The following is a 26,330-nucleotide window of genomic DNA, read 5'->3' on the forward strand; positions in this document are numbered from 1 at the left end:
TCTGGTTCCTTGCGGGCCAGAGCGCTTTCTTGTTGAGTAGAGCGAATTTAGAACTTGGGGCCGGAGCGCAATTGCTCGCATATCTGCTTGCGCTGCTCGGCAGTGGCTTTTTGCAGATCCTGACGGCCACGGTCCAGGCCTTGCTCAAAGGCTTTATCAAAGTCCTCGTCGTTCAGGCCCATGCTTTGAATGGAAGACTTCTGCTGTTTTTTCATCTCATCAAGCTGGGTCTGGCTGTAGTCACCGCAAACTTCGGCGGCAGCGTGCATGGCTCCGCCCATTTGCGCCAGCTGAATGGCAGGGCCGCTATCCTGGGCGTAGCTATTGGCGCTGGCCAGAAGGAGGGCCGCTAAAGGCAAAAGAAGTTTTGTGCGCTCAAACATGGTCAATCCTGTCGATTAAGAGGAGGTCCGCGCAGACACTGTGGTCTAACAAGAGCAGGCAGGCTCTGTCTGGGCGGAAGTCGCTACTTTACACCGCTTGTCCCTTTACGGTTGAGGCCGTAGGGGCGGGAAAGTGCAACAGACATTGTGCCCGGTCTGCAGTCGTGGAGTTTTGATCTGTTTGCAGGTAAGCGGCGGTATGCAGGGTAAAAGCAGCAGGCAAAGAAAAAGCCCTGATGACGATGTCATCAGGGCTGATCTTTTCAGAGTCTCATCCATTGGGTTTGACCCCACGAGTTCTAACTCTGGTCGCTGATTTCCGTGAAGAAACCAACTTGAATATGGCGCGGCTGGCAAGATTCGAACTCACGACCCCTTGGTTCGTAGCCAAGTACTCTATCCAACTGAGCTACAGCCGCTAAAGAAGTGAAACTATAGCAGACTATTTATCAGCATGACAAGCCTAAAAAGCATTTTTCTTGAAATAAGTGCGAAATTTTTCTGAAAACACGGGAAAATAAGGATTTGGAGGGGTGTGCGGGGCAGGGGGCTGCGGATTTAACCCGGCACTTTGTAGTGTTTTTAAGCCAGGGTATGGATGACCTTGCCGATGCAAGAGTGACTTGCTGCTTGGGGAGTGGAGCCATTACTCTTTGTGCGGTTGCGTCAGAATCGAACGTGATGATGCGGCTGTCACCAGTTAATTAGCAGCAGTTTAGCTGCATCAGGAGTTACAGGCATGGTTCCATTCGGCTTGAGTCCGGCACAGTTTCAGCAGCGTTATAAACGGTGTTTGGAGCGCGCCTCAAAGCATTTTATTGCCGAACTGCGTACCTTGTTTGCCTTGCCTGTGCCAGATAGTGTCGCGGATGCCGAGGTGCAAATCTTCTTTGGTGAAGACGGCCTGGAAACTCCGTCGGCATGGATTTACTACCGTGGTGACAATAATAAAGTAGACAGCAACGACCCTTCCATTTTCCCCGGTAGGGCCATGGAGCTTTCTCTGGGTTTGGGCAAGATGGACGCCTTCCACGAAGACTATTTCCTGGATGACGAGTTTGATGGCTTGAGTATTGCCGCCAATACTATCCAAGCGTGGTTTGCAGAGTGCTGGTGGAAAGCGGGTGGGTGGAGCTATGCCGTCCCCGTGACAGCATGGGTGCACGATGGCTTTGGTGACGGTGCGGGTATTGAGTTGTCTGAAAGGCGATAAGGCCTCGTAGCAATAGAGTTCCTAACTATATAAAGCCATAACCGCTATTGCTCGTTCTATTTCTTCGTTCAAGCCTGCTCGTATTGCTTATTGCTATTGTGGGTGCAGGTTTGAGCGACGCTCGGCAGTGTAGTGGTGCCGTCTGATATCCGAGTAGAAAGCAAAAAAGCCATTTCCGAAGAAATGGCTTTTTTACTGAATATGGCGCGGCTGGCAGGATTCGAACCCACGACCCCTTGGTTCGTAGCCAAGTACTCTATCCAACTGAGCTACAGCCGCTAAAGAAGTAGAAATATAGCACGGCTATTTTTACTTGTCACCAAAATATCAACAAATTTTACTGAAATCGTCTTTTTTTATGTTTTTCGGGGTCGGCTGGCAGGCTGTAAAGCCAGAGATGGCAAGGCGTGCAGTGGGACAACAGTGAATCTCTTTATTTTTGGTCTTGGGGGCTCGTCTTGGTGGTCCTTTAGGCGCGCCAGACAGAAACTTCGAACAGTCTGCCCCGGATGACTTGCCCCGCAGGGCACAAAGTCGCATTATTACGCCATTGTTTTGGAGCCCACTGTAATGGATCTGTCGAAAATTACCTGCACTGAAGATTTCCGCCTGGCGGCCAAACGCCGCGTGCCCAAGATGTTTTATGACTACGCCGACTCCGGCTCCTGGACGCAGGGCACGTATCATGCGAACGAGCAGGATTTTCACAAACTGAAATTCAAACAGCGTGTGGCCGTGGACATTGACCATCGCAGTCTGAAGACCAAGCTTCTGGGCCAGGATGTTGCCATGCCCGTGGCTATTGCCCCTACCGGCCTGACCGGCATGCAGCACGCCGATGGTGAAATGCTGGCGGCTTTGGCCGCACGGGATTTTGGTATTCCTTTCACCCTGTCCACCATGAGTGTGTGCTCGCTGGAGGACGTGGCCCAGGCTACCCGTGCCCCGTTCTGGTTTCAGCTTTATGTGATGCGTGATCGCAGCTTTATTGAAAACCTGATTGCGCGTGCCAAAGCGGCCAACTGCTCGGCCCTGGTGTTGACTCTTGACTTGCAGGTCTTGGGCCAGCGTCACAAGGACATCAAGAATGGCTTGACCACGCCTCCACGCCTGACTATTCCTAATTTGCTGAATCTGGCGACCAAGCCGTACTGGTGCCGCAATATGCTGCGCACGCATCGTCGCAGCTTTGGCAACATCGTCGGCCACGCCAAGGGGGTATCGGATCTGCGCTCCTTGTCTACCTGGACGGCCGAGCAGTTCGACCCGAGCCTGAACTGGAAAGATATCGAGTGGATCAAGAATGCCTGGGGCGGCAAGCTGATTGTTAAAGGCATTATGGATGCGGACGATGCACGTTATGCCGTGGATAGCGGGGCTGATGCCTTGATCGTGTCCAATCACGGTGGCCGTCAGCTGGATGGCGCGCCATCCTCAATTTCCTGCCTGCCTGCGATCAGCAAGGCGGTAGGTGACAAGATCGAAGTGCTGGTCGATGGTGGTATTCGCAGCGGTCAGGATGTGTTGCGTGCCCGCGCCTTGGGCGCTCAAGGTGCCATGATTGGCCGTGCTTTCCTGTATGCCTTGGGTGCGGCGGGGCAGGCCGGTGTGACCCGTTTGCTGAAATTGATGGCGAATGAGCTGGACGTGTCCATGGCGTTTTGCGGTCGTACCGATATCAATCAGGTAGACCGCTCCATCTTGCTCAATCCCGATATTTTTGATCGCCCCGGTTATTGAAGCCCGATATGCAAGGGCCCTGGCTGGACGGGTAAATGACCTCGTCCGTGGGGCCCGTTCAGATCCAGTACAGGGCCAGCCGGCACAATGCCCGTCGGGTTCAGATGGCGGTGACTGCTGTAGTAATGGGTCTTGATGTGATCCAGGCTGACCGTGCTGGCCACGCCAGGCATTTGGTACAGCTCCAGCATGTAGTTCCACAGATTCGGATAATCAATCAGACGGCGCAGATTGCATTTGAAATGGCCAACATAGACCGGATCAAAGCGAATCAGGGTAGTGAACAAGCGCCAGTCGGCCTCGGTCAGTTGCGTGCCAGTCAGGTAGCGCTGCTGGCTCAGGCGAGCCTCCAGCCCGTCCAGGCTGTCAAACAGGGCATGAACTGCTGTGTCGTAGGCGGCTTGTGAGCGGGCAAAACCTGCTTTGTAGACCCCGTTATTGACGGTGTCATACACATGGGCATTGATCTGGTCGATTTCGCCCAGCAGCTCGGCAGGTGCCATATCCAGGCTGCGCGCGCCCAAAGTATCAAAGGCGCTATTGAAAATACGCATGATCTCGGCCGACTCGTTATTGATGATTGTGCCGCGCTGTTTGTCCCACAGTACGGGCACGGTAATGCGCCCCGTAAATTGCGGGTCCGCCTTGGCATAGAGCTGATGCAGGAACTGCGCATCCATGACCGGGTCCGGCACCACGCCCTCCGCCGGTTCAAAGGTCCAGCCCTGATCGCCCATGATGGGGTTCACCACCGACACTGAAATCAGCTTTTGCAGCCCCTTTAATTCGCGCATGATCAAGGTGCGATGCGCCCAGGGGCAGGCCAGCGAGACATACAGATGATAGCGATTGGCCTGGGCAGGCTGCGCTGCCTGGCCGTCCGGGCCGGGGCCGCCGTCGGCGGTAATCCAGTCCCGGAAGGCAGACTGGGCACGTTGAAATGTATGGGACTGGGTGCTGCTGACAGGCTCTTTGCTATGCCATTGTCCATCTATCATCATGCCCATCTGTGTACTCCGTTTTAGCCTTTCAGCTTGATTGCAATTTCAGCGATATGACGGCCCTGGTAGCGGGCGCCGTCCAGCTCGTTCTGGCTGGGCTGACGTGAACCGTCGCCACCGGCAATGGTGGATGCGCCGTAGGGGCTGCCGCCAGTGACTTCGTTCAGCAGTGTCTGGCCTGCAAAGCTGTAAGGCAGGCCCACCACAATCATGCCAAAGTGCATCAGGTTATGAATAATGGACAGTAGCGTCAGCTCCTGTCCGCCGTGTTGGGTGGCGGTAGAGGTAAAGGCGCCGCCTACCTTGCCATTGAGTGCGCCGCGCGCCCACAGGCCACCGGCCTGATCCAGAAAACTGGCCATTTGCGAGCTGATGCGCCCGAAACGGGTGCCGGTGCCGACAATGATGGCGTCGTAGTTTTCCAGGTCGCCAATAGTGGCTACCGGGGCGGCTTGATCCAGCTTGAAATTCGCTTTCTGGGCCACCGCTTCCGGGACCAGTTCGGGGACACGCTTGATGTCCACCGTTGCGCCAGCGCTTTGTGCACCTTCGGCAACCGCTTGGGCCATTTTTTCTACGTGGCCATAGGCGGAGTAATAGAGAACCAGGACTTTTGCCATTTGAACTTCTCCAGAAAAGCGATCAACAAGGAATCGGACGGGGCAGCGGCCACAGGGCTAAGCCGGGGCGTAGCTGCTATAACGATAATAGTCGTGCCACGCCCGCTCTGCCAAACCTCTGGACGGATTGTTTTGTGTCAGAGTCTGTCTTGCAAAGCGGGTGGCCGTCCCGGGGAGCATCAGCCTGGCAGCAGGGCGTAGGTGGTGGTGGCGTGGGCGGCCAGTCGACCTTGCTCGTCCAGCAGCTTGATGTCGCCAAAGACCATGCTTTTGCCACGTTTCAGCACTTGGGCGTGTACCAGCACATCCCCCTGGCTAACCGGGCGTACAAAGCTGGTGTTCAGTGAAACTGTAGTCATGGGGTGAAACTCCCCCAGGCTTTGACTGACAGCCAGCACCATGGCGGTATCGGCTGCCGCCATATACACCTGACCGCAGACCACACCGGCCACGTGCGTCAATTGATCTGAAAAAGGCAGGCGTAGAACCACGCCGTCTTCATTCATGTTTTCTACACGCAATTTCAGGGCTTGCACCCAAGGGGCAAATAGCGTGTCCAGCAAGTGTTGGCTTTGCTCAAGAGTCATCAGGGATCAGCCGCAGTAAACAGAGGTAATTTTGTTTTGTTCGTCCACGCGGATGTTCAAACGGGTGGGATCGTAGTCCGTGGTGTACATGCGGTCCGGAGCCAGGACGCGGGCTTTTGCCGCACCGGCCTGTTTGACCAGACGTTCAACTTGGCTTTGGCTGGCGGTTTGACCGGCTGGATTCAAGGCGTCCGCATTGCACAGACCACCAGAAGAGTCGCTGAACGAAGAAGTCGAGCTTGTTTGCGCGCTATTGCCCGTGGCCGTGCAAGCAGCCAGCAAAACGGCGGGAAGGACGCTAAGTAGTACGGAGAGTCGCATGGGAAATCCTTAAAAGCAGCTGGGAAGCATTCAGCTTGAAGGATTAATAATACCTGTTCTAGGCGGGGCGTTTAAGGCCTTTGACACTGCGTTTTGTGGTGGTTTTGCCCGGCTTGACGGACACCTCGGGATGCTGGGCAATCGAGTAGCGCAAGGGGGCCTTGGCCCAGGCGCCCGCGTACTCTACGCCGATGCGTGGGCTGATCAGAATTTGCTCCGGCGGCAGGGCGGGGGCGTCCAGCCAATGCATGGCAGGGGTGCAGGCATCTGCACCGTTATAAGCTTTGTCTATACCCAGCCCTTTGCACAATCGTCCGGGGCCTGACAGGGACGGGCCATCCTCAGGCGGCGTCCATTGCGCCGCCCGCAGCAAGACCGCCGTACCATCGCCTTCAACACCGCTGACGATATTCATGCAGTGGTGCAGGCCGTAGATCAAATACACATAGGCGTAGCCTGCCGGGCCGAACATCAGTCGCGTGCGCTCGGTGATACCGCGTCGGCTGTGGGCGGCCTGATCCTGGGGACCCAGATAGGCTTCGGTTTCTACAATGGTGGCGCAGCGCTGCCCGCGCTCGTCATTCAAAACCAGGGTTTTGCCCAGCAATTCCAGGGCAACGTAACGCGGATCACGGGCAAAGAACGCACGTGGAAGGTACAGCGCGGATTCAGTCATTTCCGGGAATCTGCTCCAGCTTGTTCAACCAGGCCTGCTTTTGCTCCTTGGGTAAAAAGGAGGAGCGCAAGCTATTGGCTGCCAGAGTGCGTAAATCGGCCTCCCGCAGATTCAGGGCCTGGGCGGTTTGCAGGTAGTTGTCCAGCAGATAGCCGCCAAAATAGGCTGGGTCGTCCGAGTTCACGCAGACATTCAGGCCGCGATCCAGCAAATGCTTCAGATTGTGCTGGTGCAGGCTATCAAAAACCTTGAGCTTGATGTTGGACAGAGGACAGACCGTCAAGGAAATGGCGTGGTCGGCCAAATACTGCATCAGGGCCGGGTCGTCCTGGCTGCGCACGCCATGGTCGATGCGTTCTACTTTCAGAAGCTGAAGGGCATCGCGTACATAGCTGGCCGGGCCTTCCTCACCCGCGTGGGCGACCAGTCGGAAACCCAGCTCTCGGCAACGGGCATAAACCTTCTCGAATTTGGCGGGCGGGTTGCCCTTTTCCGAGGAGTCCAGGCCAATGGCAATCCACAGGTCGGAATACTGATTGCGCAAGGGCAAGGCGGCTTCCAGGGTGTCAAACGCCTCGGCTTCGCTCAGGTGGCGCAGGAAGCTCAAGATCAGATAGCTGCTGATCCCCAACTCGGATCTAGCCTGGCGGGCGGCGCGGGCAATCCCGGCAAACACGGTTTCCATGGCGATCCCGCGTGCCGTGTGCGTCTGCGGGTCAAACATGATTTCCGTGTGGACAATGCCATCGGCCTGGGCGCGCAGAAAGTAGGCCCAGGTCATGTCAAAGAAATCCTGCTCGGTGATCAGAACCCCCGCCCCGGCGTAGTACAGGTCCAGAAAGGACTGCAAGTCGGTGAACTGATAGGCGGCGTGCAGGCTGGCCTGATCGGGATAGGGCAGCGTAATGTGATTGCGCTGGGCCAGCTTGAAGATCAAGTCCGGTTCCAGCGTGCCTTCGATATGAAGGTGCAGTTCAGCCTTGGGCAGTTGGCGGGTAAATTCGCGTAGGGAAAAGGCGGAATCAGACACGGGGCGCTCCTGGTAGGCAGAATATGCGCCCCATTATACGAAGGCAAAGGCCTGGGGTCAGGCGTCCTTGCCACGCAGGGCGGCAATGGCCAGAAAGAGCCAGGCCAGAATCATGGCTACTCCGCCAATAGGGGTAATCGCGCCCAGCCATTTCACGCCGCTAAGCACCAGAATGTACAGGCTGCCGCTGAAAATCAGTACGCCAGCCAGCATCAGAATTGCGCTGCGCGACTGCCAGGTCGCATTCAATTGCGAGCCCAACGCGGCAATCAGCAGCAAGCCCAGACCATGCAGCAATTGATACAGCACGGCCGTGTGCCAGGTTGCCAATGCCGAAGCGTCAACCATGGCGCGCAGGGCGTGGGCACCAAACGCGCCCAGGCCTACGCCCAAGGCCATAATCAGTGTGCCCAGGCACAGAATGGATCGTGATTTCATGTCGTTCCTTGCAAGTCGCTGCGGTCGCAGCGCGGAGGGAGGCCAGTGCTATTATCGAACAAAAAAATTGGCTTTGTCTGCAAGGAGACAGCATGCAAGAAATAGCTCCGGTCGCCCCTGATGCACAAGACGTTGTGGTGGCCGCGTATCGCTATCAGTCTGGCCAGCCAGCACAGGCTTTGGATATTCATCACCTGCCTGTACACGATCCCTTGAAGGACGGCTTTATCTGGATTGGTTTGAAAGACCCCAGCGAGGCGATCTTGCGCGAAGTAGGGGGGCAACTGGGTCTGCCAGACAATGCCGTTGAAGAATTGATAGCCCCTCATCGCCGTCCCAAATTGCTGGAGTTCAGCAATTGCCTGATTGTGGTGGCGGTAACCTTGGGCCTGAAAGATCTGCGCCCACTTTTTGGTACTACGCAGATTCTGATTGCCCACGGCTTGTTGCTGACGGTGCGGCGTGGTTCCAACAGCAGCTATTTAGAGCTGCGTGCCCGTCTGGAAAGCACACCGGCCTTGCTGGAGCGGGGCAGTGATTTTGTCGCCTCGGAGTTGCTGGATCTGATTGTGGACCAGTATCAGACTTGCCTGGAACAAACCGAAAAGGCGGTAGAGGCCATTGAACAGCAATTTCTGATTCGGGGCTTCAAGGAAAACGATGTACGGCGTATTTATCGTTTACGGCGCGATTTGCTGCGCGTGTATAACGCGGTAACGCCATTGGCGGAGCTAAGCCGTCGTTTGTCGCGCATCGAGCTGGCGTATGTGGATGCGGAAAGTCGGGCATATTTCGGTGAAGTGGCAGACCGCATTGCCCGCACTTCCGAATTTATTAACAGCCTGCGGCAAGCCCTGGCCTTCGCCTTTGAAGGTGGCTTGATGATAGGGCAGATGCAGCAGACTGACACTACCCGCAAGCTGGCGGCCTGGGCGGCCATTTTGGCCGTGCCGACCGCGGTGGCGGGGATTTACGGCATGAACTTCAAATTCATGCCCGAGCTGGAATGGACGCTGGGCTACCCCCTGGCCTTGGGCCTGATGGGCAGCGTGTGCGGATTTTTGTACTGGAAATTCAAAAAGGCCAAATGGCTCTAGATTAAGAGACGGGGCAAGACGGCCGGAATCAAGGAGGCGAGATGGGTCTGGAACAGCAGTTACAGAATCAGGTGCCGGATTTGATGAATGACGATCTGTTTGGCGAAGATCCGGCTTTACAACATTGGCAAAGCAAGCTGGCCTCCCAGGAGGCTCGGCAAGCGCTGGCGGACTACGGCCAGAAACTGGGCTCTGCCCATTGGCGCGAGCAAGGTGCCTTGGCTAATCGCCAGCCGCCGCAATGGCGAGGCTGGTCTGCCCAAGGGCAACGAGTTGATCAGGTGGATTTTCATCCCGCCTGGCATCAATTGATGAGCCTGGGCATGGAGCAGGGCCTGCATATCTGGCCCCATCAGTCCGAACCTGGCCAGCACCTGCAACGAGCCATGGGCTTTTACATGCATGGTCAGATTGAGGCGGGCACCTTGTGTCCCTTGACCATGACGCGCGCCGCTGCGCCCTTATTGCAGGCTGATCCGTTTCAGGAATGGGCGGCCAAGCTGGACATCAATCAGTACGACTCTTCTGATCAGTTGATGACAGAAAAAAGCAGCGTGCTGCTGGGCATGGGCATGACGGAAATGCAGGGCGGCTCTGATCTGCGCGGCTGCGCCACTGAAGCGCATCCCCAGGCTCAGGCGTTCCGTCTTTACGGGCACAAATGGTTTTTCTCCGTGCCGCAGGCGGACGGGCATCTGGTACTGGCGCGTGAGCACGAGCAGTTTTCTTGTTTCCTGATGCCGCGCTATACCGAATATGGCTTGAATCGCCGGTATATACGCAGGCTGAAAGACAAATTGGGCAACCGCTCTAACGCCAGTGCCGAAATTGATTTTGATGGTGCGCTGGCCTGGCGCGTGGGCCAAGCCGGTCGCGGTATTGCTCTGCTGGCCGGAATGGCGGCCCGTACCCGTATTGATTGCGTGCTGGGCAGTGCCGCCCTGATGCGGCAGGCTTTGGTGCAGTCCCTGCATTACTGTCAGCATCGACGCTGCTTTGGCAAACAGTTGATCGATCAGCCCTTGATGCAGGCGGTATTGCTGGATATGAGCCTGGAAAGCGAAGCGGCCACCCATCTGGCCCTGTTCCTGGTGGACTTGCAGGAACGGGCTGATGATCCTGTGGCGCAGGCGGTGCTACGCGTGCTGGCCCCGGCTGCCAAGTTCTGGGTATGTCGTCGGGCCATCGCCCTGTGTGCCGAAGCCATGGAAACCTGGGGCGGCAACGGTTATATCGAAGATGGCCCCATGCCACGCTTGCTGCGCGAAGCTCCTGTCAATTCTATTTGGGAAGGTTCAGGCAATGTGATGTGCCTGGATGTGCAGCGCGCCTTGAGTCAGGAAGGTGTCCTGGAGGCCTTGCAGGCAGACTTGCGTGCCCGTACGGGAGATGATGCGGAACTGGGCCAGGTTGCACAGGATTTGTTGAGCACGGTTTCCCAGGCGGGAGGCCGTGTCTGGACGCAGAAACTGGCCCTGCTGTACCAAGCCTGCCTGATGCGCCAGGTGGCTCCCGATGCCGTCGCGGATCTGTTCGCGACCCATCGTCTGCAACAAGGTCCGGCTACCGTATTCGGGCTGGAAGGTGTGGAGCAGGCTTCCTGGTATTTGCATCGCATCTGGCCCCGCCTGCAGGCGTCTTGACGCAGGCCTGCCTACTAGGGACATTGCTCTGGACAGGCGGTGCGCAGTATCTATAATTTGTTAGCCTAGTTTCTGCTACCCGCCTGGAGTGTTGTCCGCATCATGACTGTGTTTTCCCTGTCCAGCTTTTCTTCTTTGACGCGGCGCACAGCCGTTTGTGCTGGCTTGACGGCTGTGATGGCTGTCTGGGCCTTGCCTGTTCAGGCTCAAGACTTCGAGCTGACAGGGCGCGTGGTGCGGGTGGCCGACGGCGATACGCTGACGATTTTGCCCAGCAATAACAGGCAGGTGCGCGTGCGTCTGGCCAGTATCGATGCTCCCGAAACCACCAAAGACAGCCGTCGGCCCGGCCAGCCCTTTGCGGTGGCCTCGCGGCGCTTCCTGTCGGATTTGGTTTCCGGTAAACATTTGACCCTGTCTTGCTATGAGCGCGACCGCCACGGTCGCGCTGTATGCGATGTGCCTTTGGCCGATGGCGAAACCGCCAACCAGAAACTGGTACGGGCTGGAATGGCCATGGCCAATCGTGAAAAACGCGGCCGCTTCCTGCGCGACCCTCGTATTGATCAGCTGGAGCGCGAAGCCAAGGAAGCCGGTGTAGGCATCTGGTCAGAGCCCAGTCCTGTCCCGCCATGGAAATGGCGTTATGACTGCTGGCAGCAAGGGCAATGCTAAGCCCTTTGCGGCGGATGGGGCTGGCCCTGTTGTGCGTCGGATTGGCAGCTTGCTCCAAACCCGTTAACAGCCCTTATCAGGAAGGCAGCGCAGCAGAAAACACGCTCTACAGCGCGTTCACGACCCGCTCCCCCAATCACCTGGACCCGGCTTTGTCCTACTCCGGTGACGAGACACCGTTTACGTATTCGATTTATGAGCCGCTGTACGGCTATCACTATCTGGACCGTCCCTACCGCCTGATTCCCAAGGCGGCGGCCGAGCTGGTAGAGCCTGTATACCTTGATGAGCAGGGTAATCGTTTGCCTGCTGATGTGCCGGGCGAGCAGGTGGCAGTCAGCCGTTACGATATTCCCATCAAGCAAGGCATTCGCTTTCAGCCGCATCCGGCCTTTGCCTTGGATGAACAGGGCGAGTACCGCTATTACCCCATGCGGGCGCCGGACCTGAACGATGCTTTCAGCATTGCCGACTTCGCCCATACCGGCTCGCGCGAGCTGACGGCTCACGATTACGTTTACGCCTTCAAGCGTTTGGCCAGCCCGCGCTTGGCCTCTCCTGTGCTGGGTGTGATGGCCGAGCACATCCGGGGCTTCAAGGAGTTCAGTGAAGAGCTGGCCCGTATCGACAAGCAGGAGCCGCGCCCACAGTGGCTGGATTTGCGGCCCTACACCTTGCCGGGTGTGCGAGCGCTGGATAAACACACCTTGCGCATCGAGGTGAATGGCAAGTACCCACAGTTCAAGTACTGGCTGGCCATGACCTTTACCGCGCCCATGGCCTGGGAGGCCGAGCGCTTTTATAGCCAGCCGCGCATGGCGCAGCACAATCTGACACTGGATAGCTGGCCCGTGGGCACAGGCCCATTCATGCTGACGGAATCCCTGACCAATCGCCGTCACGTTCTGAGCCGTAACCCCAATTACCGGGGGGAGCCATACCCTTGTGTGGGCGAGCCCGGCGACCAGGCTGCTGGTTTACTGGAAGATTGCGGCAAACCCATGCCTTTTCTGGACAAAGTGGTGTTCTCTCTGGAAAAAGAGGGCGTCCCCTTGATGGGCAAGTTCCTGCAGGGCTATTACGACATTCCGCAGGTGGAGCGGGGCGAGTACGGTGTCGCCATGACAGTGGCCGCGCAGGACTCGGTCGACAAAGCCAATCTGTATCAGGAGCGCGGCCTGCAATTGCGCACGGCACCTGAAGCGCAATTGTTTTATATGGGCTTTAACTGGCACGATCCGGTGGTCGGTCAGGGCGATACGCCCGAGCAGTTCGAGAAAAACCGCAAGCTGCGCCTGGCCATCAGCATTGTGTTCGACTGGGAGCAGTACGTTTCCATTTTCATGAATGACCAAGGGGAAGCCGCGCATAGTCCTTTGCCGCCTGGCGTGCCGGGCTATCAGCCGCTGCCCCAGGGTGCCAACCCTTATGTCTACACCAAGGACAATGGCGTGGTGAAACGCCGCAGTCTGGACGAAGCGCGTGATTTGCTGCGACAGGCGGGCTATCCCGATGGACGGGACAGCCGTACCGGCAAGCCCCTGATTCTGTATTACGACTCCATGATGGGTATGGGCTCGGATGCCACGGTGGACTGGATGCGCCGTCAGCTGGCCCAGGTAGGCTTGCAGCTGGAGGTGCGCGCTACCGATTACAACCGCTTTCAGGACAAGATGAAGCGGGGCGCGGCACAGCTATTTCTGTGGGGCTGGGTAGCCGACTACCCGGATGCCGAAAACTTCTTCACCTTGCTGTATGGCCCCCAGGCCAAGAAGGATTTTGGTGGTGAAAACGCCGCCAATTACCAAAGCGCGGAGTTTGATCGCCTGTATGAGCAAATGCGCTTTCTGAACGACGGCCCGGACAAGCAGGCGGTGGTGCAGCAGATGATCCATCTGGTCCAGCATGATGCCCCCTGGATGTTTGGCTATGTGCCCAATGCGGGTGGAGCCTACCAAAGCTGGGTGCGCAATGCCAAGCCGTCCATGATGGTGCGCGACAGCATCCAGTATTACCGTATCGACCCCGAACAGCGTGTGGAGCGCATTGATCGCTGGAACCGCCCCGTCTGGTGGCCCGCCATTCCGCTGGGCTTGCTGGCCTTGATTCTGGTGTGGGTGGTGCGCTCGCAGGCTCAGGCGCGTCGTCGCCATGTGGCTCTGCGCAAGGAGAAAGACTGATGTTTTCCTATATGCTGCGGCGCATTCTGTATGGCGTGCTGATTCTGATAGGGGTCAATCTGCTGACCTTTGTGCTGTTCTTTGCCGTGAACACGCCTGACGATATGGCCCGTTTGTCCATTGGTGGGCAGCGCGTCAGCCAGACGGCCATTGAAAACTGGAAGGCAGAGCGCGGTTATAACAAGCCGTTGTTTTATAACGCGCAAGCGGAAGGCTCCAAAACCTTTACCGACACGATTTTCTACGAGCGCTCGGTTCCTTTGTTGCGCCTGGATTTTGGCTTGTCCGACCAGGGGCAGGATATTGCCTATCAGATCAAGCAACGTATGGGGCCCAGTTTGGCGCTGGCCTTGCCGACCTTCTTTTTGGGCTTATGGGTGTGCATCAGTTTTGCCTTGCTGATGGTGTTCTTTCGGGGAACCCGACTGGATTTTTCAGCCGTTGTGCTGTGCGTCGTGTTGATGTCCATTTCGGGCCTGTTCTACATCATTGCCGGGCAATGGCTGTTTGCACGGGTGCTGCGCTGGGTGCCGTTTTCGGGCTGGGTGGAAGGGATGGATAACTGGCGCTTTCTGGTCTTGCCGGTGCTGGTGGGGATTTTGTCGCGCATCGGCGCAGAATCCCGCTTTTACCGCAGCCTGTTCCTGGAAGAGGCCAGCCGTGATTATGTGCGTACGGCGCGCTCCAAGGGGCTGGCGGAATCCACCGTCCTGTTCCGCCACGTTTTGCCCAATGCGCTCTTGCCCATTCTGACGGGCACCGTCTCTGCCTTGCCCTTGCTGTTCATGGGCAGCCTGATTTCCGAGTCTTTTTTTGGTATTCCGGGTCTGGGCAGCTTCACCATTGATGCCATCAATGCCCAGGACTTCTCCATTGTGCGTGCCATGGTGTTTTTAGGATCAATGCTTTATATCGCTGGTTTGATTCTGGCCGATATCTCCTACACCCTGGTTGACCCCCGCATTCGTTTTAGTTGAGCCCGCCATGCCACAGTTCGTCTTTCTCTGGACCGATACCTTTGTGCTGGCACTGTTTCTGGCCATGGCGCTCTACACCTGGCGCGTCGTCAAGCGGCCTGCCTTGCGCTCGGCCTGGGCCAGTGTGGCACGTACGCCCTCGGCCATGTGCGCTGCTGTTTTTCTGGTCTTTTTCCTGCTGATCGGTTTACTGGACTCCATTCACTACCGGCCTTTATTGCCGGCTGCCCCTGGGCAGGAAGCCAGCACAGCCAGCTATGCCCCCGTCGCCCGCTCTGCGCTGGACGATATTCTGAAGAAAGCCGGGCTGGCCGAGGTGGAAAAAACCTATTCTGCTCCCTTGGCCCGCTTTCAACTGACCAAAGAAAGCATGCTGATAGATGGCAAGCCCGTGCGGGACTTTCCGCGTCTGGTCAATGCCGGGGTGGGTATGGATACGCCTGCCGCGCATAGATACGATATTTTGCAGCTAGGCGCCAAAGGTTTGGCCTGGGGGGTGCTGGGCAGTGTGCTACTGGCTGTTCTGCTGACGCTTTGGGGGCGCAAGCAATCCATGGAGCCGGGTTGGGGCGCGGCTTGGCGTTATTGGTGGCAAGGGCAGGGCTTGGTGAATTGGCGACTGGTCTGGTTCAGCGCCTGTGTGCTGGTGATACTGCTATGCCTGGTGCTGAGCCTGAGCGCGAATTACTACGTGCTGGGCACGGATCGCACGGGTAACGACATCATCTGGCAAGCCTTGAAAAGCGTGCGCACGGCTTTGGTGATTGGCACCTTGACCACCTTCGCCATGCTGCCACCTGCCATCATTCTGGGCTTGGCCGCTGGATACTTCCGGGGCTGGGTGGATGATGTCATTCAATACATTTACACCACGCTGACTTCCATCCCTGGCGTGCTGCTGATCGCCGCTTGCGTGTTGATGATGCAGGTCTATATCGATACCCATCCCGACAGCTTCGACACCGTGGCCGCTCGCGCAGACCTGCGTTTGTTCATGCTGTGCCTGATTCTGGGTTTAACGGGCTGGGCGGGCCTGTGTCGCCTGCTGCGGGCCGAGGTGTTGAAGCTGCGCGAGCTGGACTACGTTCAGGCAGCCCAAGCCTTTGGTGTCGGTCATCTGCGCATCATGTTCCGTCACCTGCTGCCTAACGTCATGCACATTGTGCTGATCACCCTGATTCTGGAGTTCTCCGGCCTGGTGCTGTACGAAGCTGTGCTGTCTTATCTGGGTATTGGTGTGGACCCGAGCATGCCATCCTTTGGGCGCATGATTGACGCCGCCCGTAGCGAGCTGTCCCGCGACCCGATCATCTGGTGGGGCCTGGCCGGGGCTTTTGTGATGATGCTGGGTTTGGTTCTGTCTGCGAACATTTTTGCCGATGCGGTGCAAACGGCGTTTGACCCTCGTACTCGTCGCTTCAAGGCTTTGCGAGTACGTCGTCCAGGAGGAGCCAAGGTATGAGCGAGCTTGAAAATGTCTCCGCCGTGAAGCCCGCTGCAACGCCTGCCGTGCTGAGTATCGAGGGTCTGGAACTGCGTGTGCAGTCCGATGCCGGTGTGCAAAGTGTGGTGCGTAATCTGTCTTTGGCCGTGCAGCGCGGTGAAACCTTTGCCTTGGTGGGGGAGTCCGGCTGCGGCAAAAGCATGACGGCCATGGCGATCCTGCGCCTCTTGCCCGAAGCCGCCTGGATGCAGTCCGGTCAAATTGCCTTGGACGGGTTGGAACTGCCGCCTCTGCCTGAACAGCAAATGCAGGATGTGCGCGGTAAACGCATCAGCGTGATTTTTCAGGAGCCGTCTACCAGTCTGAATCCGGTCATGTCCATTGGCCGGCAGATCAGCGAGGTGATTCGTCGTCATGGTGTGGCTCCTGCGGGGCAGGAAAGGGCAAGGGCCATCAAATGGCTGGAGCGAGTCGGCATCCCCGGTGCCGCACAGCGTTACGATGACTTTCCATTCCAGTTCTCCGGCGGCCAGAAGCAACGCATCATGATTGCCATTGCCTTGGCGGCGGAACCTGATTTGCTGGTGGCTGACGAGCCAACCACCGCGCTGGATGTAACGGTTCAGGCGCAGATTCTGCAGTTGTTGGCCGATATACAGAAAGAGATGGGCCTGGCTATCTTGCTGATTACGCACGATTTGCTGCTGGTCAAACAGTATGCCGATTATGTGGCCTTGATGCGGCACGGACAAATAGTGGAAGCCGGGCTGGCAAGCCAGTTCTTTTTACGCCCTAGCCATCCTTATGCTCGTGAATTGCTCAATGCCATTCCCACTTTTGAGAAACGTGGGCGTCCCTTGTCCCGTGCCCCTGCGCCTATTGAAGCAGTCCCCCCGCGCAATAGCGGCAAAGAGCTGGTGCTGGATATTCAGGGCTTGTCTGTTTCCTATAAGCAGGCTGGCTCCTGGTGGCGACGCCTGCCTGTCATTCCCGTGGTCAAAGACTTGAGCCTGCAACTGTACAAGGGCGAAACCCTGGCTTTGGTCGGCGAGTCGGGCTGCGGTAAAAGCACGGTCGCACGTACTTTGATGCGCTTGCTGGATCATCAGGCTCAGATCAGCGGGCAGGTGCAGATGCAGGGGCAGAACGTCTTGCAAGTGAAAGGCAAGGCCTTGCGGCAACTGCGCTCACGTTTGCAGATCATTTTTCAGGATCCCTATGGGTCGCTGGATCCGCGCATGATGGTGGGGGATATTCTCCTGGAAGGCCTGACCGCGCTGCGTCCCGAGCTGGACACCAAGGCGCGTCGTAAACGAATTGAAACTTTAGTGGACCAAGTCGGTCTACCCAAGAATGCCCTGGATCGTTACGCACATGAGTTTTCCGGCGGGCAACGTCAGCGCATCGCTATTGCCCGTGCCTTGGCGGTAGAGCCCGCCGTTCTGATTTGCGATGAACCCACCTCGGCCTTGGACGTGTCCGTACAAGCGCAGATTCTGGACTTGATGCGTGAGTTACAAATGGAACTGGGGCTGGCTTATTTGTTCATTACCCATAATTTCGGGGTTGTGGAGTACCTGGCCGATCGAATTGCTATCATGGCCAAGGGACGCATCGTGGAGCAGGGCAGCGCACAGCACGTTCTGTTCCATCCGCAGGAAAATTTGACGCAGCGTCTGCTGGCCGCTGTTCCCCGTTAAGCCGCGCCACATGCCGGACTTGCCATATTTAGTCCGGCACTTCTATGTCACAATACGGCGGTCTGTCCGCCCATTGATAAACACATTATGAGTCTGAAGGTTTTTGATCTTGAATGCGAACACGGCCATGTGTTCGAGGGTTGGTTTAGCTCACGCGAAAGTTACGATGAGCAGATCAGTCGCGGGCTTTTGTGTTGCCCCGTCTGCGACAGCCACGAGGTCAAACGCAAACTTTCGGCTCCACGTATCAATGTAGGTGCGCAGGAAAGCCTTGGCGCCCCTGCCAGTGCTCCAGTTCCGCCTCCCTTGCCTTCAACCATGCCTACCGAAGCGCAAATGCGGGCGATTCAAGGTCAGCTTTTACAAGAGCTGCGTTCGGTGATACGCAAGTCAGACGATGTGGGCACCCAGTTTGCCCAGGAAGCACGGCGCATGCACGAGGGCGACATTGAGCCGCGCGCAATCCGTGGTCAGGCCACGGTGCAGGAGTATCAGGAACTGGCCGACGACGGCATTATTGCCATGCCGATTCCGGACTTTCTGGATGATGACCGCCTGCAGTAAATAACTGGGACATCTCTTTCAGCCTGCGGTGCAAGGTACTGCGATGCAGTCCCAAGGCGCGCGCCGCTTGTGAAATATTTCCCTGATGCTGTTTCAAAGCCTGCTGCACGGCAGCGTATTCCTGTTCCTTCAGGGTTTGTGGCTTGGGGGAGTCAAGGGAGCTGGTTTCCGTCATGCTCCGGACCTCCGGGATGGCAGGCTCTTGGACCAGCACCGGGTGTTCTGCATTCAAGCACGGCAAGGCAGGCAGGTCCTGGGCCAACCAGAGCCGTCCCGGAGAATCTTGCACAATGATTTGCAGCAGCACTGATCGCAACTGGCGGTAATTGCCCGGCCAGTCGTAGTCTTGCAGTATTTGCAGTGCTTCGGGATGTAGCTGTGGAGCAGCCTGGCCTTGTGCCAGAATAGCCAGTTCTTTGGAAATATAGTCGCCCAGATCGTTGCGCTCTCTAAGGCTGGGGACTGTGCAGATATAGTCTTGCAGCCGGAAGTACAGGTCGGCACGGAAGCGGCCATCACGCACCAGCTTTTCCAGCGGTTGATGGCTGGCGCTGATCAGCTGGAAGTCCAGCCTGTGTGTGCGTTCCGAACCTAGTGCCTGCACCTCGCGCTCTTGCAGAACCCGTAGCAGACGGCTTTGCAAACCCACTGGCATATCGCCAATTTCATCCAGAAACAGCACTCCGCCATGGGCCTGACGCAATTTGCCTGCATAGCCCTGACGGCGCGCACCCGTAAACGCACCGGCCTCATACCCGAACAACTCGGCTTCGATCAGGGTTTCGGGCAGGGCGGCGCAGTTAATCGCCACAAAAGGACCGGACTGCGACTTGTGACGGCGATGCAGCTCACGCGCCATACGCTCTTTGCCCGAGCCGCTGGGGCCGCTGAGCAAGATGGACAGGCCCATTTGCATGGCTCGCAACGCCGGTTCCAGCGCCTTTTCCTGTTGAGGGGACAGTAGTTGTGTTGCTTCTGCTGTCTCGGTCCGAGCCTGTACCGCGCGGGCCGGAGCCGGGGTTTTAGCGGCCGTGCTCAGGTGCAGCGTTACGGGTCGACTCGTGCTTTTTGCCTGTTCCAGTACTGAACTTAAGTCCTGGCCGGGTAGCTCCTGCCAGTCCTGGCGCAACATGCGGGCGGCCAACTCATCGGCAGCCACAATGGTGTCGTCCTCCAGAACCAGTCGACCACTAAAAGCACTATTGAGCAGGCTGGGGTCTGTATGCAGATGCAGCAGACGGCGCGATGGCGTGCACAGTGACTCCAGCATCTGGCGGCTGATCTGGCGGGCGTACAGCTGTGCCAAATCCAGCGCGTAGTGATGTTCCAGTTCTGAAGGCCCGGAGATATCCAGCACTCCAATAATCTGGCCGTAAGGGTCGTAAATGGGGGCGGCGTGGCAGCTAAGAATCCGGTTGTCAGGCAAATAGTGCTGGCTGCCGTGAATCTTGATGGGCTGTGCGCAGACCAGAGCTGTGCCAATAGCATTGGTGCCGCGATGGTTCTCCGCCCAACTCACACCCGCACGCAAGGCAACCTGTTCGGCCCGCTGCAGAAAGTGCGGGTCCCCCGCCTGTTGCAACACCGTGCCTTGTGCGTCGCACAATAAAACCAGACTGCGATGCGGGTGCACCAGCGCCGCCAGATCCTGTACCGCCGCCGAGGAGTGATGCAACAGGTGATGCTGTTGTTCCAGCAACTGTCGCAGCGCACCTTGGCTCATGTCTCTGGGTTCCGCGCTTAACTCCGACTCCATCGTCTGACAGCGTTCCCAGGACTGACGCCACATGGTTTCGTTGGTCTGCGGGCAAAACGAGTGTAGAGAAGTCATGAGTGTGCTCCGGGAGGGGTGTCGCATTCTGCGACAGTGCTCGCGTTTTGCGACAGTAGCTGTCGCAGCCTGCGACTGGAGGTCGTTCCATTATGGAGGCGGGCGAGCTCAGGATCGAGTCGGGACAATCGCTAGGTAGTTTGGCACGTTATTTGCTTTAGTTAAAACAGGACAAAGGCACCCCTAACCTTTCCCTGCGGTGCACGTCTTGTGGCACCGAACTAAATCAATAAGGAGACATCATGAATCTGTCCGATCTCAAATCCATGGGCCTGGATCTGGAATTCCCGTTCAAATCCCGTTACGACAACTACATTGGTGGACGTTGGGTGCCGCCGGTCGAAGGCGAATACTTTGATAACGTCTCGCCCGTCACCGGGCAGGTGTTTTGCCAGGTAGCCCGCTCGGGTGCAGCGGACATTGACCTGGCTCTGGACGCCGCGCACAAGGTGCGCCACCAGTGGGCCAATACCCCGCCTGCCGAGCGCTCCGCTGTGCTGTTGCGCATTGCTGACCGTATCGAACAAAACCTGGAACGTCTGGCGGTTGCCGAAACGATCGACAATGGCAAACCCATCCGTGAAACCCGCGCGGCTGACTTGCCTTTGGCCGTCGACCATTTCCGCTACTTTGCCGGTTGCCTGCGCGCACAAGAAGGCAGTATTTCGGATGTGGACAGCACCACGGTTGCCTACCACTTCCACGAGCCTATCGGCGTGGTCGGCCAGATCATCCCCTGGAACTTCCCGCTACTGATGGCCGCCTGGAAACTGGCTCCTGCCCTGGCCGCCGGTTGCCCTATCGTCCTGAAACCCGCCGAGCAAACCCCCGCTTCCATTTTGCTGCTGATGGAAATCATCGGCGATCTGCTGCCCGCTGGCGTACTGAACGTCGTCACTGGCTACGGTAAAGAAGCAGGCCATGCCTTGGCCAACTCCAAGCGCATCGCCAAAATCGCCTTCACTGGCTCCACCCCCGTCGGCCGAGAAATCCTGCACGCCGCAGCTGACCGCCTGATCCCCGCTACGGTAGAGCTGGGCGGCAAGAGCCCCAACATCTTCTTTGAAGACGTGATGCAGGCTGATGATGCCTTCCTGGACAAAGCCCTGGAAGGTTTGAGCATGTTTGCCCTGAACCAGGGCGAGATTTGCACATGCCCATCGCGTATCCTGATTCAGGAATCCATCTACGAGCGCTTTATCGAGCGTGCCGTGGAGCGAGTCAAACGTATTCAGACCGGCAACCCGCTCAATGCCGGGACAATGGTGGGCGCGCAGGTGTCCGAGAAACAGATGGAGCGCATCCTGGGCTACATCAATATCGGTCGGGAAGAGGGCGCACAAGCCTTGACTGGCGGCGAACGCAATCGTCTGGGTGAAGGCCTGGATAATGGCTACTACATCAGCCCAACCATGCTGCTGGGTAAAAACAGCATGCGTACCTTCCAGGAAGAAATCTTCGGACCGGTGGCCGCTGTGACCACCTTCAAGGACGAAGAAGAAGCCATTGCCATCGCCAACGACACCGAGTTTGGCCTGGGTGCTGGAGTCTGGAGCCGCGACGGCTCGCGTGCCTACCGCGTAGGCCGTGGCGTTGAAGCTGGCCGAGTTTGGACCAACTGCTATCACCTGTATCCTGCTCACGCCGCTTTCGGTGGCTACAAGCAATCCGGTATCGGCCGCGAAACCCATAAGATGGCCCTCAATAACTACCAGCAAACCAAGTGCTTGCTGGTCAGCTACAGCCCGAACGCCCTGGGCTTCTTCTGATCCTTTGATCTATTCGTAGTGTTGTCAGACCTCCCCCCATGCAATATGGGGGGATGCCCTCCTTGCGCGCTTGCTATGTGTTTATCCCACAGGGCCGCAAGGAATTTCTTCGATCATTAATAAGGAATACGCACCATGACAGTCTCGGAATTCTTTATCCCCTCGCACAATATTCTTGGCCCCGGCGCACTGGATCAGGCCATGCCCATTGTCGGGAAAATGGGCTTCAAAAAAGCTCTGATCATTACTGATGCCGATTTGGCCAAGCTGGGTATGGCGAAACTGGTGGCTGACAAGCTGATTGCACAAGGCATCAATACCGCGATTTTTGATCAGGTGCAGCCTAATCCTACCGTTGGTAATGTGAATGCTGGCCTGGATGCCTTGAAAGCGCACGGCGCAGACCTGATCGTGTCCCTTGGTGGTGGTTCGTCGCATGACTGTGCCAAAGGCGTTGCGCTGGTCGCCAGTAACGGCGGCAAGATTGCAGACTATGAAGGCGTAGATAAATCCGCCAAACCGCAACTGCCACTGCTGGCTATCAACACCACAGCAGGCACCGCGTCGGAAATGACGCGCTTCACCATCATTACTGATGAAACCCGCCACGTAAAAATGGCAATCATCGACCGCCACATCACCCCGTTCCTGTCAGTGAACGACTCCGACCTGATGGAAGGCATGCCCGCATCGCTAACTGCTGCTACTGGCATGGATGCACTGACCCACGCAGTTGAAGCCTACGTTTCCACAATCGCCACCCCCATCACCGACGCCTGTGCGGTGAAAGTGGTCGAGCTGATCGCTAAATACCTGCCCGTTGCTGTGCGTGAGCCGCATAACAAGAAAGCCCGTGAACAAATGGCCTATGCGCAGTTCCTGGCAGGGATGGCATTCAATAACGCGTCGCTGGGCTATGTTCACGCCATGGCGCACCAGCTAGGCGGTTTCTACGATCTGCCCCACGGTGTCTGCAATGCCCTGCTGCTGCCGCATGTGCAGGCTTTCAATATGCAGGTGGCGGGGGAACGCCTGAATGAAATCGGCAAGCTGCTATCAGATAACAATCCAGATCTGAAAGGCCTGGATGTTATCGCAGCGATTAAAAAGCTGGCGGATATTGTGGGGATTCCGAAGTCGCTGGAAGAGCTGGGTGTGAAGCGGGAGGATTTTTCGGTGCTGGCAGATAACGCGCTTAAGGATGTGTGCGGTGCGACTAATCCGATTCAGACGGACAAGAAGACGATTATGGGGATTTTTGAGGAGGCGTTTGGGGTGAGGTAATGCTGTGCTAAGAGCAAGGGGCAGATATGTATTTTGGTGTTAAGTTAATACTGCCTCTTTCTCGGTTGCACAGTATTTTTAGTAAAATGGCAGGCAGGAAAAAGGGGCTGTAAAAACAGCCCCTTTTTTGCGCGTACCGCACTGGGCGGCACGACGTCTTTCTTACATCACGCGGCTGCGGTATTCGCCAGTGCGGGTGTCGATTTCGATCTTGTCACCGATATTGCAGAACAAAGGCACGCTGATTTCGGTGCCCGTGTTGATCTTGGCAGGCTTCAGCACTTTACCGGAGGTATCGCCTTTCACGGCAGGTTCGGTGTAGGTGATTTCGCGCACGATGATGGTGGGCAGTTCAACCGAAATAGCACGGCCTTCGTAGAAAACGGCCTCAACGGACATGTTTTCTTCCAGGTAGTTCAGGGCGTCGCCCATGCTTTCAGCTTCGATTTCGTACTGGTTGTACTCTTCGTCCATGAAGACGTACATGGGGTCAGCAAAGTAGGAGTAAGTGCATTCGCGCTTTTCCAGCTGAACCACTTCAAATTTTTCGTCAGCTTTGTGCACGGCTTCGCTGTTCGAGCCGGTCAGCAGGTTCTTGAACTTCAATTTGACAACGGCGGAGTTGCGACCGGATTTGTTGTATTCCGTTTTCTGAACGACCAGAGGGTCGCCATTAACCATAGCGACGTTACCAACGCGCAGTTCTTGTGCGGTTTTCATTAAAAAAACTCCGAATGGGACAGGCTCCGCCAAACGCAGTGTCAGGGAGCTTTTAAGAGGTAATCCGTTATTTTAGCGTTTTCGGGCGACTTGGGTGTAAAAACTCAGCAAACTGCTGGCCAAATCGGCTTGTTCAGCCAGTTTTTCACTATAAGCACGGGCTTCTTGTTGCCATAGACGCAACACCTGGGGTTCCAGGCAGCGGCTCAAGGCAGTGGCGGCACCGGCCTGATCGGCACTGCTCCAGGCCAGATGCAGGGCTTGAACTGGCTCGGGCAAATTGCCGGTATCCAGCCAGGCTTGCAGCTTGTCCAGATGGGCCTGTTCTTCCTGTACGTAAGGCTGCCACAGCATGGGCTGAGCGGCCCAGATGGCGCGTACCAGGGAGTCCTCGCCACGTACAATATTCAGTGCGCTACGCCAGAGCAGGGCATCAAAATCGGCCTGATTCACGGCGGGGATGCGCTGAACTTGCAAGTGGCCTTGCTCCAGATCCGGGATACCTTGGGCAACAGACTCGGGCACCAGCAGCAGGGTTTTCTGCTTTAGCGTGGATAGCACTTCGGGCAGAGCCAGGACGGGCGCATCGGGATAGCAGAACAGGAACATTTGCTGCATCTCGCCCTGGAGCAGGGCTTGAATGTGCTCCTGCGCCACGCCCAGACGACTCAGCATGGCCTGGTAGGCGACATCGTCCTGTTGAAAGGCATCGCGACGGGCCAGCAGATCGCTTTCACGCAGCAGCCCCCCTGTTTGCGGGACAAAGCCGGGAAAGAAAAAATATTTGTTCGCACCACCGGCTTGTGGGGAGGGCAGGCCGTGGCAGCCCTGTACCCAGGGTTCGGCGCTCAGGTAATCCAGATTGATCCACACATGGCTATCTGCCGTCAGTTGCCGTGTCATGGCTTCGGGCGGTTCGCAGGCAAAGGCCTCGATCACGAAGGGATGTGCTGCGGGGTATTCTTGGCGCGCGTCGTGCCAATGCTCAATATCTACGCCCTGCAGTTGCTGGCTTTGCCGTTCGCTTTGAATTTCGGACTGGATACGGCTGAAGCTGTGCAGATCATCTACCCACAGGCGTAGCTGGGCGACCTCGGGTTTGGCAGCTAACTGACGGGCCAGCCGCCAGCACACGCCTATATCCCCCAGATTGTCGATAACACGGCAAAACAGGTCTATGGATACAGGTTGGGCAGCAGTAGCGGTGTTCAATTTAGTGCAGCTGTACGGGGTCCAGATCGATTTCGTCCGGCAGTTCCGGGTGCTGCATCTCGCCGTTGATGTCCGGGAAGAAGGGCGCGTTGCAATCGTCGCAGGTCTCGGTGGAGTGCAGGCCGGGCAGGCGCTGAATCTGGACCAGACCCAGGGTGCTGAGCAGGGCGGCAATCACGTCCGGAATGTCGATATGGTCGTCGCTGTGGAAAGAGGACTCGGCCTCTTCCTGGCTCAATACAGGCCAGATACAGCCATAAATCACGGTGGGCGAGGAAATGGTGCTAAAGCCCACGCGATATTCTTCCACTTGTTCTTCACCGCAAGCAACGATGACCGCACGCAAATGGTCGGGCGAGAGCTTCACGGCTGTTTGCAGCCAGGTGATACCGGCCTTCAGGGCCAGTGGGCGAATCTCGCGGTCCGACTCGCGGTTATTGACGTAATAAGCGTTGGGAGCCAGGAACTGCAGCTGGCAGCCGGTAAATAACGGTGTGACGATGGCGGAGTAACGCTCCACCCATTGCTCTACCCAGCGCAGATGGTCGGCTTGCAGATTGTCGCTGGATTGCTGCCAGCGAAACAGGGGCTGACCGACCGGAGCCATAACCACACCAACCAGAAAGCGGGCGTCGGCCAACAGGCTGCTGGCTTCTTCGGGTTTGTTCAGTGGAGCAGGCTCCTGGCTGCGGCCCAGGGCTTGCGCGGTCAGGCTGCGCGTCCAGGCGTAAGCCTGCTGGTAGGTCTGCGGCATCTCGTCGTAATTGACCAGATTGGGCAGCAGAGCGCACATCGTGCCTTCGGCCAGAACTGTGGCGCGCAAGGCCTCTTCCAGTTCCTTGTGTTGCTGGGGTTTCAGGATTCCCTGAGGAAGTTGATAGCGTGTCCAGGCGGTCAGCGGGGCTGAAAACAGCAGGGCGTCGTACAGCACGCCGTCATGCTCGATTTGCTGGCATTCGGCGTGGGACTCGGCCAGTTCCATCAGGATTTCGTAATGCTGGTTTTGTTGCTGGCTGCCCAGCAGTTCCAGTGTCTGTTCAACCGCTGTATTGCGGCGCCCGCTATAGAGCTTGTCCAGCAATTGAGCGGTCAGCCCTTGCCAATAGCGATCTTCGATCTGCGAGCCGGAACGTACCAGTGCGTCGGTGTAATTGATCAGACGCTGGATTTCTTTGGGTTGTTGGGCGAGCAGTTTGGAATTGAGTTGCGACATGGACATACAAAA

At 57.1% G+C, this 26,330-nt stretch carries 24 protein-coding genes and 2 tRNA genes; 12 read left to right on the forward strand and 14 right to left on the reverse strand.

Translation table 11 applies throughout. From position 1 onward, the window contains the following. Window positions 1–47 precede the first annotated feature (47 nt). Complete coding sequence (locus tag WFM49_RS08695) at window positions 48–383, reverse strand: hypothetical protein (RefSeq protein WP_060185696.1); 336 nt, start codon at window positions 381–383, stop codon at window positions 48–50. 342 nt (window positions 384–725) lie between these two features. Continuing rightward, window positions 726–802 (reverse strand) — tRNA-Arg (locus WFM49_RS08700). 320 nt (window positions 803–1,122) lie between these two features. On the opposite strand from WFM49_RS08700, the gene WFM49_RS08705 reads away from it, so the two are divergent. Then, the gene (locus tag WFM49_RS08705) at window positions 1,123–1,596 is read left to right on the forward strand and encodes a hypothetical protein (RefSeq protein WP_009457769.1); all 474 of its coding nucleotides are present in this window, start codon (window positions 1,123–1,125) and stop codon (window positions 1,594–1,596) included. A 202-nt stretch (window positions 1,597–1,798) separates the two neighbouring features. Here WFM49_RS08705 and WFM49_RS08710 read toward each other — a convergent pair. Then, a tRNA-Arg gene (locus tag WFM49_RS08710) sits at window positions 1,799–1,875 on the reverse strand. A gap of 291 nt (window positions 1,876–2,166) precedes the next feature. Here WFM49_RS08710 and WFM49_RS08715 point away from each other — a divergent pair. Next, complete coding sequence (locus tag WFM49_RS08715; RefSeq protein ID WP_336972853.1) at window positions 2,167–3,336, forward strand: alpha-hydroxy acid oxidase; 1,170 nt, start codon at window positions 2,167–2,169, stop codon at window positions 3,334–3,336. On the opposite strand, the gene WFM49_RS08720 is transcribed toward WFM49_RS08715, so the two are convergent. The 7 genes from WFM49_RS08720 to WFM49_RS08750 all read right to left on the reverse strand — a co-directional run bounded on the left by WFM49_RS08720 (window position 3,330) and on the right by WFM49_RS08750 (window position 8,009). Then, entirely contained in the window at window positions 3,330–4,343 is a 1,014-nt protein-coding gene (locus WFM49_RS08720; RefSeq protein WP_336972854.1) for a glutathione S-transferase family protein, read from the reverse strand. The genes WFM49_RS08715 and WFM49_RS08720 overlap by 7 nt on opposite strands. Window positions 4,344–4,357: 14 nt before the next feature. Further along, on the reverse strand, window positions 4,358–4,957 hold the full coding sequence (gene wrbA, locus WFM49_RS08725; RefSeq protein WP_009457766.1) for an NAD(P)H:quinone oxidoreductase: 600 nt from the start codon (window positions 4,955–4,957) through the stop codon (window positions 4,358–4,360). 179 nt (window positions 4,958–5,136) lie between these two features. Beyond that, entirely contained in the window at window positions 5,137–5,544 is a 408-nt protein-coding gene (locus WFM49_RS08730) for a PaaI family thioesterase (protein WP_336972856.1), read from the reverse strand. A gap of 6 nt (window positions 5,545–5,550) precedes the next feature. Beyond that, window positions 5,551–5,865, reverse strand: a complete 315-nt coding sequence (locus WFM49_RS08735) for an I78 family peptidase inhibitor (RefSeq protein WP_022983535.1) — start codon at window positions 5,863–5,865, stop codon at window positions 5,551–5,553. Between the two features lie 58 nt (window positions 5,866–5,923). After that, window positions 5,924–6,541, reverse strand: coding sequence for a DNA-3-methyladenine glycosylase (locus WFM49_RS08740; RefSeq protein ID WP_336972858.1), 618 nt, complete (start codon window positions 6,539–6,541; stop codon window positions 5,924–5,926). After that, a complete protein-coding gene (locus tag WFM49_RS08745) occupies window positions 6,534–7,571 on the reverse strand; it encodes an adenosine deaminase (RefSeq protein WP_060185702.1) in 1,038 nt (345 codons plus the stop codon). Before WFM49_RS08745 ends, WFM49_RS08740 begins: the two co-directional genes overlap by 8 nt. Before the next feature lie 57 nt (window positions 7,572–7,628). After that, window positions 7,629–8,009 carry a DUF423 domain-containing protein gene (locus WFM49_RS08750; RefSeq protein ID WP_009457750.1) on the reverse strand — a complete coding sequence of 127 codons (381 nt, stop codon included), beginning with the start codon at window positions 8,007–8,009 and terminating at the stop codon, window positions 7,629–7,631. Between the two features lie 92 nt (window positions 8,010–8,101). Here WFM49_RS08750 and WFM49_RS08755 point away from each other — a divergent pair, with 92 nt between their 5' ends. The 8 genes from WFM49_RS08755 to WFM49_RS08790 all read left to right on the forward strand — a co-directional run bounded on the left by WFM49_RS08755 (window position 8,102) and on the right by WFM49_RS08790 (window position 18,289). Next, a complete protein-coding gene (locus WFM49_RS08755; RefSeq protein ID WP_009457748.1) occupies window positions 8,102–9,106 on the forward strand; it encodes a magnesium and cobalt transport protein CorA in 1,005 nt (334 codons plus the stop codon). A 41-nt stretch (window positions 9,107–9,147) separates the two neighbouring features. Further along, window positions 9,148–10,749: an acyl-CoA dehydrogenase family protein gene (locus WFM49_RS08760; protein ID WP_336972861.1), complete on the forward strand. Its 1,602-nt coding sequence runs from the start codon at window positions 9,148–9,150 to the stop codon at window positions 10,747–10,749. 102 nt (window positions 10,750–10,851) lie between these two features. Beyond that, complete coding sequence (locus WFM49_RS08765) at window positions 10,852–11,424, forward strand: thermonuclease family protein (protein ID WP_336972863.1); 573 nt, start codon at window positions 10,852–10,854, stop codon at window positions 11,422–11,424. Next, the gene (locus tag WFM49_RS08770; protein WP_060185705.1) at window positions 11,418–13,604 is read left to right on the forward strand and encodes an ABC transporter substrate-binding protein; all 2,187 of its coding nucleotides are present in this window, start codon (window positions 11,418–11,420) and stop codon (window positions 13,602–13,604) included. Before WFM49_RS08765 ends, WFM49_RS08770 begins: the two co-directional genes overlap by 7 nt. After that, window positions 13,604–14,581 (forward strand): ABC transporter permease, encoded by a 978-nt coding sequence (locus WFM49_RS08775; RefSeq protein WP_009457740.1) that lies wholly within the window; start codon window positions 13,604–13,606, stop codon window positions 14,579–14,581. The genes WFM49_RS08770 and WFM49_RS08775 overlap by 1 nt, the downstream gene beginning before the upstream one ends. A 7-nt stretch (window positions 14,582–14,588) precedes the next feature. Continuing rightward, window positions 14,589–16,043 (forward strand): ABC transporter permease, encoded by a 1,455-nt coding sequence (locus WFM49_RS08780; RefSeq protein WP_336972865.1) that lies wholly within the window; start codon window positions 14,589–14,591, stop codon window positions 16,041–16,043. Continuing rightward, window positions 16,040–17,725 (forward strand): ABC transporter ATP-binding protein, encoded by a 1,686-nt coding sequence (locus tag WFM49_RS08785; RefSeq protein WP_336972866.1) that lies wholly within the window; start codon window positions 16,040–16,042, stop codon window positions 17,723–17,725. Before WFM49_RS08780 ends, WFM49_RS08785 begins: the two co-directional genes overlap by 4 nt. 87 nt (window positions 17,726–17,812) lie before the next feature. Then, window positions 17,813–18,289: a DUF1178 family protein gene (locus WFM49_RS08790; protein WP_022983538.1), complete on the forward strand. Its 477-nt coding sequence runs from the start codon at window positions 17,813–17,815 to the stop codon at window positions 18,287–18,289. Here WFM49_RS08790 and WFM49_RS08795 read toward each other — a convergent pair. Continuing rightward, entirely contained in the window at window positions 18,240–20,120 is a 1,881-nt protein-coding gene (locus WFM49_RS08795; RefSeq protein WP_336972868.1) for a sigma-54-dependent Fis family transcriptional regulator, read from the reverse strand. The genes WFM49_RS08790 and WFM49_RS08795 overlap by 50 nt on opposite strands. A gap of 242 nt (window positions 20,121–20,362) precedes the next feature. Here WFM49_RS08795 and exaC point away from each other — a divergent pair, with 242 nt between their 5' ends. Then, window positions 20,363–21,889 (forward strand): acetaldehyde dehydrogenase ExaC, encoded by a 1,527-nt coding sequence (gene exaC, locus WFM49_RS08800; RefSeq protein ID WP_009457732.1) that lies wholly within the window; start codon window positions 20,363–20,365, stop codon window positions 21,887–21,889. Between the two features lie 135 nt (window positions 21,890–22,024). Then, a complete protein-coding gene (locus WFM49_RS08805; RefSeq protein ID WP_251196090.1) occupies window positions 22,025–23,173 on the forward strand; it encodes an iron-containing alcohol dehydrogenase in 1,149 nt (382 codons plus the stop codon). A 162-nt stretch (window positions 23,174–23,335) separates the two neighbouring features. Here the strand turns inward: WFM49_RS08805 and efp are convergent, their stop codons facing one another. The 3 genes from efp to WFM49_RS08820 all read right to left on the reverse strand — a co-directional run bounded on the left by efp (window position 23,336) and on the right by WFM49_RS08820 (window position 26,318). Beyond that, window positions 23,336–23,893, reverse strand: coding sequence for an elongation factor P (gene efp, locus WFM49_RS08810; RefSeq protein ID WP_336972871.1), 558 nt, complete (start codon window positions 23,891–23,893; stop codon window positions 23,336–23,338). Window positions 23,894–23,965: 72 nt separating this feature from the next. After that, on the reverse strand, window positions 23,966–25,105 hold the full coding sequence (gene earP / locus WFM49_RS08815; RefSeq protein ID WP_336972872.1) for an elongation factor P maturation arginine rhamnosyltransferase EarP: 1,140 nt from the start codon (window positions 25,103–25,105) through the stop codon (window positions 23,966–23,968). A gap of 1 nt (window position 25,106) precedes the next feature. Next, window positions 25,107–26,318, reverse strand: a complete 1,212-nt coding sequence (locus tag WFM49_RS08820) for a DUF2863 family protein (RefSeq protein ID WP_254499595.1) — start codon at window positions 26,316–26,318, stop codon at window positions 25,107–25,109. Between the last annotated feature and the right edge of the window lie 12 nt (window positions 26,319–26,330).

Origin of the sequence: Alcaligenes sp. PF14 (assembly GCF_037150615.1) — a bacterium.
In the GTDB taxonomy this organism is placed as follows: Bacteria; Pseudomonadota; Gammaproteobacteria; order Burkholderiales; family Burkholderiaceae_B; genus Alcaligenes; species Alcaligenes phenolicus.